At 74.4% G+C, this 15,013-nt stretch carries 15 protein-coding genes; 9 read left to right on the forward strand and 6 right to left on the reverse strand.

The genetic code is table 11. The annotated features are described in order from the left end of the window. Nucleotide 1: 1 nt before the first annotated feature. The 4 genes from disA to GA0070560_RS16030 all read right to left on the reverse strand — a co-directional run bounded on the left by disA (nucleotide 2) and on the right by GA0070560_RS16030 (nucleotide 4,573). Nucleotides 2-1,183, reverse strand: a complete 1,182-nt coding sequence (gene disA, locus GA0070560_RS16015; protein WP_091297718.1) for a DNA integrity scanning diadenylate cyclase DisA — start codon at nucleotides 1,181-1,183, stop codon at nucleotides 2-4. 143 nt (nucleotides 1,184-1,326) lie between these two features. Beyond that, on the reverse strand, nucleotides 1,327-2,781 hold the full coding sequence (gene radA / locus GA0070560_RS16020; RefSeq protein ID WP_091297580.1) for a DNA repair protein RadA: 1,455 nt from the start codon (nucleotides 2,779-2,781) through the stop codon (nucleotides 1,327-1,329). Nucleotides 2,782-2,869: 88 nt separating this feature from the next. Further along, nucleotides 2,870-3,592, reverse strand: a complete 723-nt coding sequence (locus GA0070560_RS16025; RefSeq protein WP_091297583.1) for a copper chaperone PCu(A)C domain-containing protein — start codon at nucleotides 3,590-3,592, stop codon at nucleotides 2,870-2,872. 141 nt (nucleotides 3,593-3,733) lie between these two features. Then, nucleotides 3,734-4,573: a UbiA family prenyltransferase gene (locus GA0070560_RS16030; protein WP_091297587.1), complete on the reverse strand. Its 840-nt coding sequence runs from the start codon at nucleotides 4,571-4,573 to the stop codon at nucleotides 3,734-3,736. A gap of 45 nt (nucleotides 4,574-4,618) precedes the next feature. Between GA0070560_RS16030 and GA0070560_RS16035 the strand changes: the two genes are divergently transcribed. From GA0070560_RS16035 to GA0070560_RS16045, 3 genes are read left to right on the forward strand one after another with little or no spacing between them, the layout of a single operon-like run. After that, the gene (locus GA0070560_RS16035) at nucleotides 4,619-5,374 is read left to right on the forward strand and encodes a methyltransferase domain-containing protein (RefSeq protein WP_091297592.1); all 756 of its coding nucleotides are present in this window, start codon (nucleotides 4,619-4,621) and stop codon (nucleotides 5,372-5,374) included. Between the two features lie 43 nt (nucleotides 5,375-5,417). Then, nucleotides 5,418-6,584, forward strand: coding sequence for an acyl-CoA dehydrogenase family protein (locus GA0070560_RS16040; RefSeq protein WP_091297596.1), 1,167 nt, complete (start codon nucleotides 5,418-5,420; stop codon nucleotides 6,582-6,584). Between the two features lie 35 nt (nucleotides 6,585-6,619). Beyond that, nucleotides 6,620-7,669, forward strand: a complete 1,050-nt coding sequence (locus tag GA0070560_RS16045; RefSeq protein ID WP_091297599.1) for a type III polyketide synthase — start codon at nucleotides 6,620-6,622, stop codon at nucleotides 7,667-7,669. 182 nt (nucleotides 7,670-7,851) lie between these two features. Here GA0070560_RS16045 and GA0070560_RS16050 read toward each other — a convergent pair whose 3' ends face one another. Next, the gene (locus tag GA0070560_RS16050) at nucleotides 7,852-8,568 is read right to left on the reverse strand and encodes a hypothetical protein (protein ID WP_091297603.1); all 717 of its coding nucleotides are present in this window, start codon (nucleotides 8,566-8,568) and stop codon (nucleotides 7,852-7,854) included. A gap of 327 nt (nucleotides 8,569-8,895) precedes the next feature. Between GA0070560_RS16050 and GA0070560_RS16055 the strand changes: the two genes are divergently transcribed. From GA0070560_RS16055 to GA0070560_RS16070, 4 genes are read left to right on the forward strand one after another with little or no spacing between them, the layout of a single operon-like run. Continuing rightward, complete coding sequence (locus GA0070560_RS16055) at nucleotides 8,896-9,381, forward strand: CarD family transcriptional regulator (protein ID WP_007073334.1); 486 nt, start codon at nucleotides 8,896-8,898, stop codon at nucleotides 9,379-9,381. Between the two features lie 54 nt (nucleotides 9,382-9,435). Then, a complete protein-coding gene (gene ispD / locus GA0070560_RS16060) occupies nucleotides 9,436-10,131 on the forward strand; it encodes a 2-C-methyl-D-erythritol 4-phosphate cytidylyltransferase (protein ID WP_091297607.1) in 696 nt (231 codons plus the stop codon). Between the two features lie 16 nt (nucleotides 10,132-10,147). After that, nucleotides 10,148-10,642 (forward strand): 2-C-methyl-D-erythritol 2,4-cyclodiphosphate synthase, encoded by a 495-nt coding sequence (gene ispF, locus GA0070560_RS16065; protein ID WP_091297611.1) that lies wholly within the window; start codon nucleotides 10,148-10,150, stop codon nucleotides 10,640-10,642. Beyond that, nucleotides 10,639-11,631 (forward strand): tetratricopeptide repeat protein, encoded by a 993-nt coding sequence (locus tag GA0070560_RS16070; RefSeq protein ID WP_091297614.1) that lies wholly within the window; start codon nucleotides 10,639-10,641, stop codon nucleotides 11,629-11,631. Before ispF ends, GA0070560_RS16070 begins: the two co-directional genes overlap by 4 nt. A 52-nt stretch (nucleotides 11,632-11,683) precedes the next feature. On the opposite strand, the gene GA0070560_RS16075 is transcribed toward GA0070560_RS16070, so the two are convergent. Then, nucleotides 11,684-12,850 carry a homogentisate 1,2-dioxygenase gene (locus tag GA0070560_RS16075; protein ID WP_091297619.1) on the reverse strand — a complete coding sequence of 389 codons (1,167 nt, stop codon included), beginning with the start codon at nucleotides 12,848-12,850 and terminating at the stop codon, nucleotides 11,684-11,686. 94 nt (nucleotides 12,851-12,944) lie between these two features. On the opposite strand from GA0070560_RS16075, the gene GA0070560_RS16080 reads away from it, so the two are divergent. Beyond that, nucleotides 12,945-13,796 carry a hypothetical protein gene (locus GA0070560_RS16080; protein ID WP_091297623.1) on the forward strand — a complete coding sequence of 284 codons (852 nt, stop codon included), beginning with the start codon at nucleotides 12,945-12,947 and terminating at the stop codon, nucleotides 13,794-13,796. Further along, the gene (fahA, locus tag GA0070560_RS16085) at nucleotides 13,793-15,010 is read left to right on the forward strand and encodes a fumarylacetoacetase (RefSeq protein ID WP_091297627.1); all 1,218 of its coding nucleotides are present in this window, start codon (nucleotides 13,793-13,795) and stop codon (nucleotides 15,008-15,010) included. Before GA0070560_RS16080 ends, fahA begins: the two co-directional genes overlap by 4 nt. Nucleotides 15,011-15,013: the final 3 nt, after the last annotated feature.

A 15,013-nucleotide genomic window follows, 5' to 3' on the forward strand; every position in this document is an offset into this window, starting at 1 on the left:
GTCAGACGTACCGTTCCAGGATGGACGCCTCGGCGAGCCGGGACAGCCCCTCGCGTACGCCCCGGGCCCGGGCGTCACCGACACCCTCGACGGCCTGCAGGTCCTCCACGGTGGCGCCGAGCAGCCGCTGGAGGCTGCCGAAGTGCACGACCAGCCGGTCGACGATCGCCACCGGTAGGCGCGGAACCTTGGCCAGCAGCCGGAAGCCGCGCGGGCTGACCGCCGCGTCGAGCGCGTCGGAGGCGGCCGGGTAGCCGATCGCCTTGGCCACCGCCACCAGGTCGATCAGCTCGGTGGCGCCGAGCAGGTCCAGCTCGACCAGCGCTTCGTCCAGGGTGCGCGACTTGCGGCCGGTGGGGAGGTAGTCCCGGATGACCAGGGTGCGGTCGGCGTCCACACCGGCCATCAGCTCGTCGAGCTGGAGGGCGAGCAGCCGACCGTCGGTGCCCAGCTCCACCACGTACCCGGCGATCTCGTCGGCGATCCGGCGCACCATCTCCAGCCGCTGCACCACCGCGACCGCGTCCCGTACGGTGACCAGGTCCTCGATCTCCAGCGCGGAGAGGGTGCCGGAGACCTCGTCCAGCCGCAGCTTGTAGCGCTCCAGCGTGGCCAGGGCCTGGTTGGCCCGGGAGAGGATCGCCGCCGAGTCGTCCAGGACGTGCCGCTGGCCGTTGACGTAGAGGCTGATGATCCGCATCGACTGGCTGACCGAGATGACCGGGTAGCCGGTCTGTCGGGCCACCCGCTCCGCGGTGCGGTGCCGGGTGCCGGACTCCTCGGTCGGGATCGACGGGTCGGGCATCAGGTGCACCGCCGCGCGGACGATCCGGGTGCCGTCGCTGGAGAGCACCACGGCGCCGTCCATCTTGCACAGCTCGCGGACCCGGGTGGCGGAGAACTCGACGTCCAGCGGGAAGCCGCCGGTGCAGATCTGCTCGACGACCTTGTCGTAGCCGAGCACGATCAGCGCGCCGGTGCGGCCGCGCAGGATGCGCTCCAGCCCGTCCCGCAGCGCCGTGCCGGGCGCCATCAGGGCGAGGTTGGCGCGCAGCGGGTCACCGGCGCTCCCGGCGCCTCCGGTCACGCTCACGCTGATCGCGCGGGCGGGCGAGCCCACTGCACCGGTGCGGGCGTGGGGTGTCGCGCCGGCAGGCTTGGTGGTGTCGCGGTCGATCGGCACGCGCACAGTCTACGGACTGGCGTGCGGTGGGTGCTGTCGTGGTTACTGTGATGTGTCACGGCGTCGGCCCTCTCCACCCTGCCGGACGTGGCGGGCGTTGTCCGGGTATGGCCGGGCCGCCCCGGGGCGGTCGCCACCGTGTGTCACGCCGCGGATGCGCGGGCGGCAGCCTGGAGCGCCGACCGCACGTCCGTGACCTCTGTCACCTGCATGTTCTCCGGAGTGACGCCGGTGCTGCCGGGGCCGCAACCGGGCGGCACGAGCGCCACCCGGAAGCCGAGCCGGGCCGCCTCGGCCAGCCGCCGGGGCACCGCCCCCACCCGTCGCACCTCGCCGGTCAGCCCGACCTCGCCGATCGCCACCAGGTGCGGGGCGATGGCGAGGTTGAGCCCGCCGGAGGCGACGGCCAGCGCGACGGCGAGGTCAGCCGCCGGCTCCACCACCCGGATGCCGCCGACGGTGGCCGCGAACACCTCCCGGTCGTGCAGGGTGAGCCGCTCGGTGCGGCGCTGGAGCACGGCCAGCACCATGGCCAGCCGGGCACCGTCCAGGCCGGAGACCGTACGCCTCGGCGACCCGGCGACCGTCGCGCCGATCAGCGCCTGCACCTCGGTGACCAGCGCCCGCCGCCCCTCCATCGCCACCGTGACGCAGGTGCCCGGCACCGGTTCGGAGTAGCGGGTCAGGAAGAGCCCGGACGGGTCGGCGAGGCTGCTGATGCCCCCCTCGTGCATCTCGAAGCAGCCGACCTCGTCGGCGGCACCGAAGCGATTCTTGACGCCGCGGACCATCCGCAGCGAGGAGTGCTTGTCGCCCTCGAAGTGGAGCACCACGTCGACCAGGTGCTCCAACACCCGGGGACCGGCGACCTGGCCGTCCTTCGTGACGTGACCGACCAGGACGGTGGCGATGCCGCGCTCCTTGGCGACCGCGACCAGGGCGGCGGTGACCGCCCGGACCTGGGTGACCCCGCCGGGCACCCCCTCGGTGCCGGTGGTGGAGATGGTCTGCACCGAGTCGAGCACCAGCAGGCCCGGCTTGACCGCGTCGAGGTGGCCGAGCACGGCGCTCAGGTCGCTCTCGGCGGCCAGGTAGAGCTGGTCGTGCAGGGTGCCCATCCGCTCCGCGCGCAGCCGGACCTGGCTGACCGACTCCTCGCCGCTGACCACGAGCGAGGGGCTGCCGGCGCCGGCGGCCCACTGCTGGGCCACGTCGAGCAGGAGGGTGGACTTGCCGACCCCGGGCTCGCCGGCGAGCAGCACCACCGCGCCCGGGACCAGGCCGCCGCCGAGCACCCGGTCGAGCTCGCTGACCCCGGTGGGGCGGGCCCGGGCCGGGGCGGCGCTGATGGTGGCGATCGGGCGGGCCGGCTCGGACGGCATCCGGGAACTGACCACCTTGCCGGAGACCAGCGGGCCGGTGACGGTGCACTCGACCACCGAGCCCCACTCGCCGCACTCCGGGCAGCGCCCCACCCACTTGGGCGGCTGGTGGCCGCAGGCGTCGCACTCGTAGGCCGGGCGGGGCTCACGGGCGGACCGGCCGCGGGACGCGCCCGCCGCGCCGCCGCGCGCCGATGTCGATCGGGAGGTGGTCACCCGAGGACGCTAACCCCCTCCTGTGACGAAAACACCGTCGGCGTGGTGGTCACCACGCCGACGGTGTCGTCGGCAGTTCGTCCGTGGCTCAGCCGTGGCCGCCCTCGGCGCCGCCTTCCTTGCCGAGGTCACCCTCGCGGTGGATGATCGGCGACGGCGGGGCGGCCGGGGTCAGCGGGACGCCGACCGGGGCGGGGGTGCTGATGGTCCGGCCGTTGCCGAAGTCGAAGGTCAGGTTGACCTGCTGGCCGGCGAGCAGCTTCTCGTTGAGGCCGACCAGCTGGAGGTGGCGGCCGCCCGCCACGGTGAGCTGCACGTAGCTCAGCGCCGGGATCTCGATCCGGGCCGGTTCGCCGGCCGGGGCGGACGGGCTCGGCGAGGCGCTCTCCGACGGGCTGGCCGAGGGCGACCCGCTCCCGGACGGCGTGGCGCTCTCCGAGGGGCTCTCCGACGGCGACGCGGTGGCGGACGGGTTCGGCGAGCCGGTCGCGCCGACGAGCACGATCTCCCGCGCGCTGTCGGTGGTGACGGTCACCGTCACCGGCTCGCGGGTGTCGTTGTAGATGACCGTGTTGACACCGGCGTTCGCGCCGGCGGCGAAACCCTCGGTGCCCGGGTACTCGAGGTGGAGGCCCCGCACCTTGTAGGCGTTGTCGGAAGTCTGGACATTGACGCCCTGGATCGACGGCTCCTTGTTCGCGGTCTCGGCCACCTGGCCGGCGCCGCATCCCGTGGCCAGCAGAGCGGTCGCCGCCGCCATGCCGGACAGCAGCAGGGCCGCCCGCCGGGAACCCCTGATCGAGCGCGTCACGTCGGTCCTCCTCGTCACGATCCCCACCCGGCCGTTCCCCGGGCGCGGGGTGGTCATACCCGCGCAGACCGCGCTCCAGGGTAGTTGGGCCGGATCGACGGTCGCACGCCGACCCGGTATTGCCACCTGGTGGGGTGCCGGTCACACCACCCGGCCGCTCGCCACCAGCAGCACCACGTCGATCAGGGCGACCACCATCACCGCCCGGAAGGCGGCCACCGGACGGCCACCGACCCGGGTGCCGGCGCGTCCGCCGTACCAGCCGAGGGGTGGCACCACGACGGCGGCCGCGACCGCCGACCACCCCAGCCAGGACGGCGGCCCGGGCGGGCCGGCGACCAGGGCGACGGTGGCGGCGAGCAGCAGCCCGGCGGCGGCGACCCGGCTGCCGGCCGGGCCGAGCCGGTGTGGCAGGCCGCGCACCCCGGTGCGGGCGTCGTCGACGAGGTCGGGCAGCACGTTGGCGAAGTGCGCCCCGGCGCCGAGCAGGGCGGCGGCGACGACCAGCCAGGCCGGTGGGTCCGGGGCCCCGGGCAGCGCCAGCACCACGAAGGCGGGCAGCGCCCCGAAGGAGACCGCGTAGGGCAGCACCGAGACCGGGCTGGACTTCAGCGGCCAGTCGTAGAGCAGCGCCGAGAGCAGGCCGACGGTGGCCCAGAGCGCCGCCGCCGGGTTGGTGGTCAGCGCCAGCAGCGGGGTGGCGGTCGCGGCCACCGCGGCGGCCACGGCCACCGTCCGGCGGCGCACCGTCCCGGCGGCCACCGGTTTGTCGGTACGCCCCACCGCGGTGTCCCGTCCGGCGTCCAGCGCGTCGTTGGCCCAGCCGGTGGCGAGCTGGCTGGCCAGCACGGTGCCGACGACGGCGGAGACGCCCGGCCAGGAGTGGCCCACCCCCTGTGCGAGCAGCCCGGCGACCGCGGTGACCGCGATCGTCGGCTCCGGGTGGCTCGCTCTGACCAGCCCTAACACCGTCGACGACATAAGGGAAGTCTGGTCGTTACCGGGGAGTCGTGCCACGCTCGGTCCATGCGGAACGGTCCGGTTCCACCTCCGCCCCGCGTCCTCCCCCGCAACGACCCGCGCCAGTACGACGACCTGGCCGGTGAGTGGTGGCGGCCGGACGGCGCGTTCGCCATGCTGCACTGGCTCGCCCGGGCGCGGGCGGCCCTGGTGCCGCCGGCGGGGCGTCCCGGCGCGCTCCTGGTCGACCTCGGCTGCGGCGCCGGGCTGATGGCCCCGCACCTGGCCGGCAAGGGTTACCGGCACGTAGGGGTCGACCTCACCCGGTCCGCCCTGGACCAGGCCGCCGACCACGGGGTGACCGTGCTCGTCGGCGACGCCACCGCCGTGCCGCTGGCCGACGGCTGCGCCGACGTGGTGGCTGCCGGTGAGGTGTTGGAGCACGTGCCGGACTGGCGGCGCGCGGTCGCCGAGGCGTGCCGGCTGCTCCGCCCGGGCGGACTGCTGGTGCTGGACACCCTCAACGACACCGCGCTGGCCCGTCTGGTGGCGGTGCGGATCGGGGAGCGGCTGCCGACGGTGCCCCGGGGAATCCATGATCCACGGTTGTTCGTGGACGCTCGCGAACTGATCGCCGAGGCCGCCCGGAATGGCGTCCACCTGCGGGTGCGGGGAATCCGTCCGGGGCTGCGCGGCACGGCGGCGTGGCTGTTCCGGCGGCTGCGCGGCGGTCCGGTCCGGACGGCCGGCCGGGAGCCCCGGATGAAGCCGACCCGGTCCACGGCGGTGCTGTACCAGGGGCGTGGCGTCCGGCACGGATGAAGGGCCCGGGTGAGGGTAGTGGGGACGCCGAGAAGGGAGCGACATGACGGTGCACGCGCTGGAGGCTGCCCGCCGGTTGGCGCCGCGGTTCGCCGCGCGGGCGGCGCAGCACGACCGGGACGGCTCGTTCCCGGTCGACGACTTCGCCGACCTGCGCGAGGCCGGGCTGTTCGGGTTGATGGTCCCCCGTGAGCTGGGTGGCCTGGGCGCGACCTTCGCCGAGTACGTGGCGGTCGCGACCGAACTGGCCCGGGGCAACGGCGCGACGGCGCTGGTGTTCAACATGCACGCCTCGGTCACCGGCGCGCTGGGCGCGGTCACCGAGGAACTGGCCGAGGCGCTGGGCGTACCGGAGGAGGCGCTGGCCGCCCGGGACCGTCTGCTCCGTGCGGCCACCGAGGGCTCCTGGTATGCGGTGGCGATGAGCGAACGTGGCGCGGGCGCCCGGCTCTCCCAGCTCAGCACCGTCTACGAGCCGGTCGACGGCGGGTGGCACCTCAGGGGCGCGAAGACGTTCTGCTCCGGCGCCGGGCACGCCGACGGGTACCTGGTGGCCGCCCGCAGCGCCGCCGACCAGTCGACGGTCTCCCAGTTCCTGGTCCCGGCCGGCGAGGGGCTGACCGTAGAGGCGACCTGGGACTCGCTCGGCATGCGCGCCACCTCCTCGCACGACCTGCACCTGGACGTCACCGTCCCGGCGGACCGGTTGCTCGGCGGCGTGGAGGGGCTGGCCCTGGTGGTCGCCCAGTTGATGCCGCACTGGCTGGTGGCGAGCTACGCCGCCGTCTACGTCGGGGTGGCCCGGGCGGCGGTCGACGCCGCCGTCGAGCACCTGAACGCCCGCAACCTGGCCGGCCTGCCGGCGGTCCGGGCGCGGCTGGGCCGGGCCGACGCCGCCGTGGCGGCGGCCGACCTGGTGGTGGCCGAGGCGGCCCGCCGGGTCGACGACGCCCCCGGGGACGCCGAGACCAACCGCTGGGTGTGGCGGGCCAAGCTGCTCGCCGGTACGACCGCGGCCGACGTGGCGGCCTCGGTGCTGGAGGCGGCCGGCACCTCGGCGACTCGGCGGGGCCATCCGCTGGAGCGGCTGTACCGGGACGCCCGGTGCGGCTCGCTGCACCCGGCCACCTCGGACGTCTGCGCCGACTGGCTGGGCGTGGCGGCGTTGGGCGGCGACCCGGACCGGGACGGATCGGCTCCTCGTTGGTAGGGCGGGCAGGCAGGACCGGACGAGAGGTGGGGGACATGGCCGTGCCAGTGATCGCGGGTCTCGGTACGGCGCAACCGCCGGCCGCCGCGCAGGACGAACTCTGGGAGGGCTTCTTCTCCCGGCACTTCTCGGGCACCACCCGCGCGCTGGCCGAGCGGATCTTCGCCAACTCGGGGGTGTCCCGTCGACAGGCGGCGGTCAACCCGCTGCTGGAGGACGTCTCGGACTGGTCGACCGAGCGCCGGATGCGGCGCTATCAGGTCGAGGCGCTGCCGCTGGGCAAGGAGGCGGTGGGCCGGGCGTTGACCGCCGCCGGCCTGGACGCCGGGGACGTCGGCCTCTTCGTCGTCTGCTCCTGCACCGGGTACGCCACTCCTGGGCTGGACATCCTGCTCGCCCGGGACCTCGGCATGGCCCCGGACACGCAGCGGATGTTCGTCGGCCACATGGGCTGTTACGCGGCCCTGCCGGGGCTGGGCGCGGCGAGTGACTTCGTCACCGCGCGGGGGCGGCCGGCGCTGCTGCTCTGCGCCGAGCTGACCAGCCTGCACATCCAGCCGGCCACGGCCAGGCTGGACACCCAGCAGATCGTCTCGCACGCGCTCTTCTCCGACGCCGCGGTCGCCGCCGTGATCGTGCCGGGGGCGGCGGGCGGTTACCGGGTGCGGGAGGTCACCTCGGTCACCGACACCTCCACGGCCGACCACATGACCTGGGACGTCACCGACACCGGCTTCCGGATGGGCCTGTCACCGAAGGTGCCGCAGGTGCTCTCCACCCACGTCCGGGGCCTGGTCGACGACCTGCTGGCCCGGCACGGCACGAGCGTCACCGAGGTCGACGGCTGGGCGGTCCACCCGGGCGGGCCGCGCATCCTCAACGTGGTGGAGCGCGAGCTGGCCCTGCCGCCGGAGGGGCTGGCCGCCTCGCGGGCCGTCCTGGACGAGCACGGCAACTGCTCGTCCCCGACGGTGCTGCTGATCCTGGACCGGCTGCTGCGCGGCGAGGCGCCGCCGCGACGGGTGGTGATGCTCGCCTTCGGCCCGGGCCTCACCCTCTACGCCGCCCTGCTCGAACGCGCCTGACCCACCCGCCCGTGCGTCCGGCTGTGCGGCCGGTCCGTGCCAGCCTGGGCCGGCCCAGGCCGGGCCGGGCCGGGCCGAACTCATGATCGGGATGCAGATTCTGACAATCCGCTCGGCGTGTCGTGTCGGAAACTGCTACTGGATCTTGGTGCGGGGTGCGGGGTGCGGGGTGCGGGGGTGTGTCAGGCGGCGAGGCGGGTCAGGTCGGTGCGGTAGTCACCGGCAGCATCGAGGGCGGGCAGTACGCGGACCACCGTGCCGGTCCGGTCGACCAGCAGCGCGGGGGCCGTGTCGGGGCGTGGCGGGAGGCGTAGCGCGGTGCGCAGGCCGCCGGCCGGATCGGCGAGGGCGGTGACCGGGCCGCCGGTGGCCGGGGCGGGGGCGACCGTACGGCTGCCGGTCACCGTGACGACGGAGACGCCCTCGGGCGCCGCGTCGGCCGCTGCGGCGACCTGCGCGGCGCAGACGCAGGCGTCCACCAGGATGATCATCGCGGGCAGCAGCCCGCGCAGCGGCACCGGCGATTCTTCGACGTCGACGAGGTCGAGCGCGGGCAGCGGCCGGCCGGTCAGCACGGGCGGCTCGGCCGACGACGGGTACGGCAGCACGGTGGGCCGGTCGGGGCTGCGGGGCGACCGGGGCCAGGTCACGGCCGCCAGGCCGGCGATGGTGGTGAGGAGCGCGACCAGCAGGATCACCGCAGGCAGGTGGAGCGGGGAGCGCCGGAGCAGGTGGTCCCGGCGGGCGGCGGTGGGCCGTCGGCGCAGCTCGCGGCGGAGTTGGGCGGCTTCCTCGGCGAGTGCGGAGGCGTCGTCCGGCACGACCACCCGACCCCACTCCGGTGGCAGGTCGGGCAGTCCTTCGGGTGGGCCGTGGCCCTCTGCGTCAGGCATGCCCATCGGACCCCCAGGGAAGCGGCTCGCGAGCGGACGGCGGTACGCCTCCAGCGTCCCGCACCGGCCCTCCTCCCGCCAGACCTGGGCGCGCCGGCCGGGACCGGGATACCATGGGAGATGCGCACGGCCTCAGAAATCCACGCTCCGATCACCCGTACCGGGTTGTCATCCGTCAGTCACGGAGCGTGTTCAAACCATCGGTTTGACCGCCTGTCAAGCTGAAGAAATACCTCTCACAGGGCCCCTGAGCTGCGCCAACGGTCAGGACAGCGGTGGGACATCGGTGCCTGAGCGTGTTACCCTAGACACAGCGAAAGGGGTTTCGAACCTATGGTTTTCAGTGTCGGCGAGACCGTTGTTTACCCCCACCACGGGGCCGCACTCATCGAGGCAATCGAGACTCGGGTCATCAAGGGCGAGCCTAAGCAGTACCTCGTCCTGAGGGTCGCGCAGGGTGACCTGACGGTCCGGGTGCCCGCCGAGAACGCCGAGATCGTGGGTGTGCGCGAGGTGGTCGGCGAAGAGGGCCTCGGCAAGGTCTTCGACGTGCTCCGTGCACCGCACACCGAGGAGCCGACCAACTGGTCGCGGCGTTACAAGGCGAATCTGGAGAAGCTGGCCTCCGGCAACCCGCTGAAGGTCGCCGAGGTCGTCCGCGACCTGTGGCGTCGGGAGCGGGAGCGGGGCCTGTCCGCGGGTGAGAAGCGCATGCTCGCCAAGGCCCGCGACATTCTCGTCGGCGAGGTCGCGCTGGCCGAGAAGAGCACCAAGGACGAGGCGGAGACGCTGCTCGACAAGGTGCTGACCGAAGCCTGATTCCCACGGCATCGTCGTACCCACCCCGCAGCGAAGAAATCCGAGGACCGCGACGTGACCGCGCAGCTCAATCCGCGCGGTGACGTCGCGGTCCTCGTTCCTGCGGCCGGTGCCGGGGTACGCCTCGGCCCGGGCGCGCCCAAGGCGCTCCGTCTGCTCGGCGGCGAGCCGCTGCTGGTGCACGCCGTACGCCGGATCGCGGCGGCACCGTCGGTGCACACCATCGTGGTGGCCGCCCCGGTGGCCGAGGTGGGTGCCGTGCGGGAGCTGCTGGCTCCGGTGGCACCGGTCGTCGTGGTGCCGGGCGGCGCGGAGCGGCAGGCGTCCGTGGCGGCCGCCCTGGCCGTCGTACCGCCGGGGCCGCAGATCGTGCTGGTGCACGACGCGGCCCGGGCACTGACCCCGCCCGAGCTGGTCGAGTCGGTGGCCGCGGCGGTCCGGGCCGGCGACGACGCGGTGATCCCGGTGCTCCCCGTGGTCGACACGATCAAGGAGGTCGGGGCCGACGAGGTCGTCCTCGGCACGGTCGATCGCTCCGTGCTGCGCGCGGTGCAGACTCCGCAGGGGTTCCGCCGGGCGGTGCTGACCGCCGCGCACGCCGCCACCGGTGATCCGCTCACCGACGACGCCGGTCTGGTCGAGAAACAGGGGGTGCCGGTCCGGTGCGTCCCCGGCTCGGAGTACGCGCTCAAGGTCACCCGCCCGTTCGACCTGGCGCTCGCCGAGCACCTGCTGGCCACCGGCCACTGACGCGTACCCTCGGGCCATGATCGTTCCTCGGGTCGCCGTCGGCACCGACATCCACGCCTTCGAGGCCGGCCGGCCCTGCTGGCTGGCCGGGCTGCACTGGCCGGACCAGGACGGCCTGGCCGGCCACTCCGACGCCGACGTGGTGGCCCACGCGGCCTGCAACGCGCTGCTCTCCGCCGCCGGACTCGGTGACCTGGGCGCCAACTTCGGGGTCGACCAGCCGGAGTGGGCCGGCGCCTCCGGCGTGGCGTTGCTCACCGAGTCGGCCCGTCGGGTCCGGGCGGCCGGCTTCGCCATCGGCAACGTGTCCGTCCAGGTGGTCGGCAACCGCCCGAAGATCGGGCCACGCCGCGAGGAGGCGCAGCGGGTGCTCTCCGAGGCGGTCGGCGCGCCGGTCACCGTCACCGCCGCCACCTCCGACGGGCTGGGCTTCACCGGGCGCGGCGAAGGGCTGGCCGGTATCGCCGTCGCCCTGGTGTACGACGCCCCGGCGACCCGGGCGCTGCCGTGACCGGTGACGACGACGCGGACGGGCCGTTCCACCGCGCACAACTCCTCGCCGAACTGGGCCGGCACGACGAGGCCGTCGAGGAGCTGACCTCCGGCCCCGCCGCCCCGGGTGACGCGGCCGTACTGACCCTGCTGGCCCGGGTGCACCTGGCGGCGGGGCGTCCCGCCGAGGCGCTCGCCGTCGCCGACTCCGCCTCGGCCGCCGCCCCGGACGCGGTCGCCCCCCTGGTGGCCCGCGCCTTCGCCCTCACCGACCTGGAACGGTACGCCGAGGCGGCGGCCACCGCCGACCGGATCCTCGCCGTCTCGCCGGCCGACCCGTACGCCCAGCGGGCCGCCGCCGGGATCCTGGCCGAGGCGCGCAACGGGCAGCCGGCGCTGCACGCGGCGTGGCGCGGGGTGGAGTTGGCGCTCGACGAGCCGCAGGCGCATCTGGTGCTGGCGCTGGTCGCGGCCCGGCTGCACCTGTTCGACCTCGCCGAGCGCGCCTACCGGGAGGCGCTGCGGCTCGACCCGGGGCTGGCCGAGGCCGGGCGCGACCCGGGCGTGATCCGGTTGGAGCGGCGGCGTTGGGTCGAGGCGCTGGAACGGGTCTCCGAGCTGGCCACGGTGGAGCCGACGCGGGCGGCGGCGTTGCCGGTGGAGGAGGGCGTCCGGCGGCTGGTGCTGGCCGGCGGCGCCTGGACGGTGCTGGGCAGTCTCCTGGTCGCCCTGGCCGGCGGGCTCTACCGGGTCGTCGCGGTGCTGGTGGCCGGCGCGGTCGGGCTCGCCCTGTGGCGGCTCGCCGCGCGGGTGCCCGGGCTGCGCCGGGAGGTCCTGCCGGAGCTGCGGCGCACCGACCGTCCGTTGGTGCTGGCGATCCAGGCGGTGCTGGCGGGGCCGCTGCTGATCCTGCTGCATGCCCTGGTCGGCACGCCCTGGCCGCTGGTCGCCGCGATCGCCGTGGTCACCGCCGCCGGCCTGACCCTGCTCACCCGCATGTTCCGCTGACGGCCCGCTGCCCGGGCCGGGCGCCCTGGGGACGCTGCCCGGGCCGGGCGCTCTACGGACGTCGCGCCCAGGTCCAGGCGTAGCCGTCGTCCTCGCACTCCGTCGCCGCGTCGCAGAGGTCCAGCGGCCGGAACGTGTCCACCATGACGGCCAGTTCGTCGAAGAAGTCGACGCCGATGGACCGTTCCGCCGCGCCCGGCTGCGGCCCGTGGGTGAAGCCGGACGGGTGCAGCGAGATGGAGCCCTGCTCGATGCCGGAGCCGCGCCGGGCCTCGTAGTTGCCGCCGGTGTAGAAGAGCATCTCGTCGGAGTCGACGTTGTGGTGGTTGTACGGCACCGGGATGGCGTCCGGGTGGTAGTCCACCTTGCGCGGCACGAACGAGCAGATCACGAAGTTCGGGCCCTGGAAGGTCTGGTGCACGGGCGGCGGCTGGTGGATCCGGCCGGTGATCGGCTCGAAGTCGTGGATGGAGAACGCCCACGGGTACATGTGCCCGTCCCAGCCGATGACGTCGAACGGGTGGTGGGCGTAGACGTGCTTCGTCCAGCCGCGACGGTGGCGGACCAGCACCTCGACGTCGGTGTCGTCGACCAGCAGCGGCGCGTCCGGTCCTCGGACGTCCCGCTCGCAGTACGGCGCGTGCTCCAGGAACTGGCCGCGTACGGAGAGGTAGCGCTTGGGCGGGCCGATGTGCCCGTTGGCCTCGACGGCGAGCAGCCGGGTGGGGGAGTCGCCGGTCGGGACGAGCCGGTGCACGGTCGAGGTCGGGATGATCACGTAGTCGCCGGCCACGGCGTCGAGCACGCCGAAGGTGGACTCGACCCGCAGGGTGCCGGCCTCGACGTAGAGGCACTCGTCGCCGGTGGCGTTGCGGTACAGCGGGGACGGCCGGTCGGCCAGCACGTACGCGATCCGGACGTCGTCGTTGGCGAGCAGGTACCGCCGGCCGAGGATCGGGTCGGCGCCGGAGCCGTCGAGCTTGTGGGTCCGCAGGTGGCGCGGCTTGAGGGGGAGGTTCGGGACCCGGGTGTACGCGGGCGGGGTGAACTCCTCGGCGGCGACGATCGCGGTGGGCGCGTGCCGGTGGTAGAGCAGGGACGAGTCGGAGGAGAACCCCTCCTGGCCCATCAGCTCCTCGGCGTAGAGGCTGCCGTCGGGCTGACGGAACTGGGTGTGCCGCTTGCGGGGCACCTCGCCGACGCTGCGGTAGTAGGGCATGTCGCCTCCCGTTATGTCCCGTTCACCGGCCAAGTGCGTCCGATAATCGGACGCTGTTGTCCGTTCCTTGTAGCGTCCCGTAGATTCTTGTCTCGTGTCAACGCACGTCCCCCGCCTCTTCGCCGGTCTGGTCGACGACGCCGCCGTCTTCCCGCCCGGCAGCGCGTCGCTGCCCGACGCGGTCGCCGCCCACCGTGGCCACCGCGCCGCCTGGTACGCCGACCTGGTCGGCCCCCTCCTGGTCCCCGCCTCCGCCGTCGACGACGACGCGTTGGACGGCATGGCCGGCGGAGTCGTCGGGCTGATCGGCGACACCGGCATCAACGGGCTGCCCGCCGCGCTGTCCCTGCTCGCCGAGAACCGGATCACCGCCCGGCAGGTCGAGGTGGCGGTCGCCCGGCGCGGGGAGGACCCGCAGCCCGGGCTGACCGAGCTGCTGAAGCTCGCCGAGCCGTGGGGCCTCGACGTGTACGCCGAGATCCCGCTGACCTTCGGCCTGCTGGGTGCGCTGGACACCGTCGCCGAGGCGCGAGCCGCCGGGCTGCCGGTCGCGGCCAAGTTCCGCACCGGCGGGCTGGCCGCCGAGCTGTTCCCCACCCCGGTCGAGCTGGCCGCCGTCATCTGCGCCTGCCGGGATCGGGACCTGCCGTTCAAGCTGACCGCCGGGCTGCACCACGCGGTGCGCCACCTCGACCCGGAGACCGGCTTCACCCACCACGGCTTCGGTAACGTGCTCGCCGCCACCCTGGCCGCCGCCGAGGGCGCCGAGGTGGACGCGGTCGCCGCGCTGCTCGCCGCGACCGACCCGCTGCCGCTGGTCGAGCAGGCCCGGTCCCGGCGCGACGACCCGCGGCCGCTCTGGGTCGGCTTCGGCTCGTGCAGCGTCCGGGAACCACTGACCGATCTGATCCGGCTGGGGCTGGTGAACGGGGGGTACGAGGCATGAGCGAGCGAATCATCGGGAGCTGGGTAAGTGGCGCGGACGGTTCGCCGTACGGGGTGACCAACCTGCCGTACGGGGTGTTCCGGCACGACGGGCGCGAGCCCCGGATCGGCGTCCGCATCGCCGACCAGGTGCTCGACCTGGCCGGGGCGGAGGAGGCGGGGCTGGTCCTCGCGGCCGGCGCGCTGCGCCGCCCCACCCTCAACGACTTCATGGCGCTGGGCCGTCCGCAGTGGACGTCGGTACGGCAGCGGATCGTCGAACTGCTCACCGACACCGCGCACCGGGCGGCGGTGCAGCCCCTGCTGGTGCCGCTCGGCGAGGTGGAGCTGCTGCTCCCGTTCGACGTCGCCGACTACGTCGACTTCTACTCCTCCGAGCACCACGCCTCGAACGTGGGCCAGATCTTCCGCCCCGGCCAGCCGCCGCTGCTGCCGAACTGGAAGCACCTGCCGATCGGCTACCACGGCCGGGCCGGCACCGTGGTCGTCTCCGGTGCTCCGATCGTCCGCCCCACCGGGCAGCGCGCCACGCCGCAGGGCCCCATCTTCGGCCCCTCGGTACGCCTCGACATCGAGGCGGAGGTCGGTTTCGTGGTCGGCGTGCCGAGCCCGCTCGGCGACCGGGTCGCCGCCGTCGACTTCGCCGACCACGTCTTCGGGGTGGTGCTGGTCAACGACTGGTCCGCCCGGGACATCCAGGCCTGGGAGTACCAGCCTCTCGGGCCGTTCCTCGGCAAGTCCTTCGCCACCTCGGTCTCGGCCTGGGTGACCCCGCTCGACGCGCTCACCGACGCGTTCGTGCCGGCCCCGGAGCAGGACCCGCCGGTCCAGGACTACCTGCGCGACACCCCGCACCTGGGGCTCGACCTGCGGATGGCGGTGGAGTGGAACGGCGAGCGGGTGGCCGAGCCGCCCTTCGCCACCATGTACTGGACGCCCGCCCAGCAACTCGCCCACCTCACCGTCAACGGCGCCTCGCTGCGTACCGGGGACCTCTACGCCTCCGGCACCGTCTCCGGTCCCGAACGCGGCCAGGTCGGTTCGTTCCTGGAGCTGACCTGGGGCGGGACCGAGCCGGTCAAGGTCGGTGGCGGCGAGACCCGCACCTTCCTGGAGGACGGCGACACCGTCACCATCCGGGCCACCGCCCCCGGCCCCGACGGCACCACGATCGCCCTGGGCGAGGTGACCGGGCGGATCCTGCCGGCCCGCTGACCC

The sequence above is a fragment of the Micromonospora halophytica genome, from assembly GCF_900090245.1.
Lineage (GTDB): Bacteria > Actinomycetota > Actinomycetes > Mycobacteriales > Micromonosporaceae > Micromonospora > Micromonospora halophytica.

Coding starts and splice junctions, on each gene's coding strand:
- GA0070560_RS16030 (WP_091297587.1), bottom strand. CDS start 4,573: ATGTCGTCGACGGTGTTAGGGCTGGTCAGAGCGAGCCACCCGGAGCCG.
- GA0070560_RS16035 (WP_091297592.1), top strand. CDS start 4,619: ATGCGGAACGGTCCGGTTCCACCTCCGCCCCGCGTCCTCCCCCGCAAC.
- GA0070560_RS16040 (WP_091297596.1), top strand. CDS start 5,418: ATGACGGTGCACGCGCTGGAGGCTGCCCGCCGGTTGGCGCCGCGGTTC.
- GA0070560_RS16045 (WP_091297599.1), top strand. CDS start 6,620: ATGGCCGTGCCAGTGATCGCGGGTCTCGGTACGGCGCAACCGCCGGCC.
- GA0070560_RS16050 (WP_091297603.1), bottom strand. CDS start 8,568: ATGGGCATGCCTGACGCAGAGGGCCACGGCCCACCCGAAGGACTGCCC.
- GA0070560_RS16055 (WP_007073334.1), top strand. CDS start 8,896: ATGGTTTTCAGTGTCGGCGAGACCGTTGTTTACCCCCACCACGGGGCC.
- ispF (WP_091297611.1), top strand. CDS start 10,148: ATGATCGTTCCTCGGGTCGCCGTCGGCACCGACATCCACGCCTTCGAG.
- GA0070560_RS16075 (WP_091297619.1), bottom strand. CDS start 12,850: ATGCCCTACTACCGCAGCGTCGGCGAGGTGCCCCGCAAGCGGCACACC.
- fahA (WP_091297627.1), top strand. CDS start 13,793: ATGAGCGAGCGAATCATCGGGAGCTGGGTAAGTGGCGCGGACGGTTCG.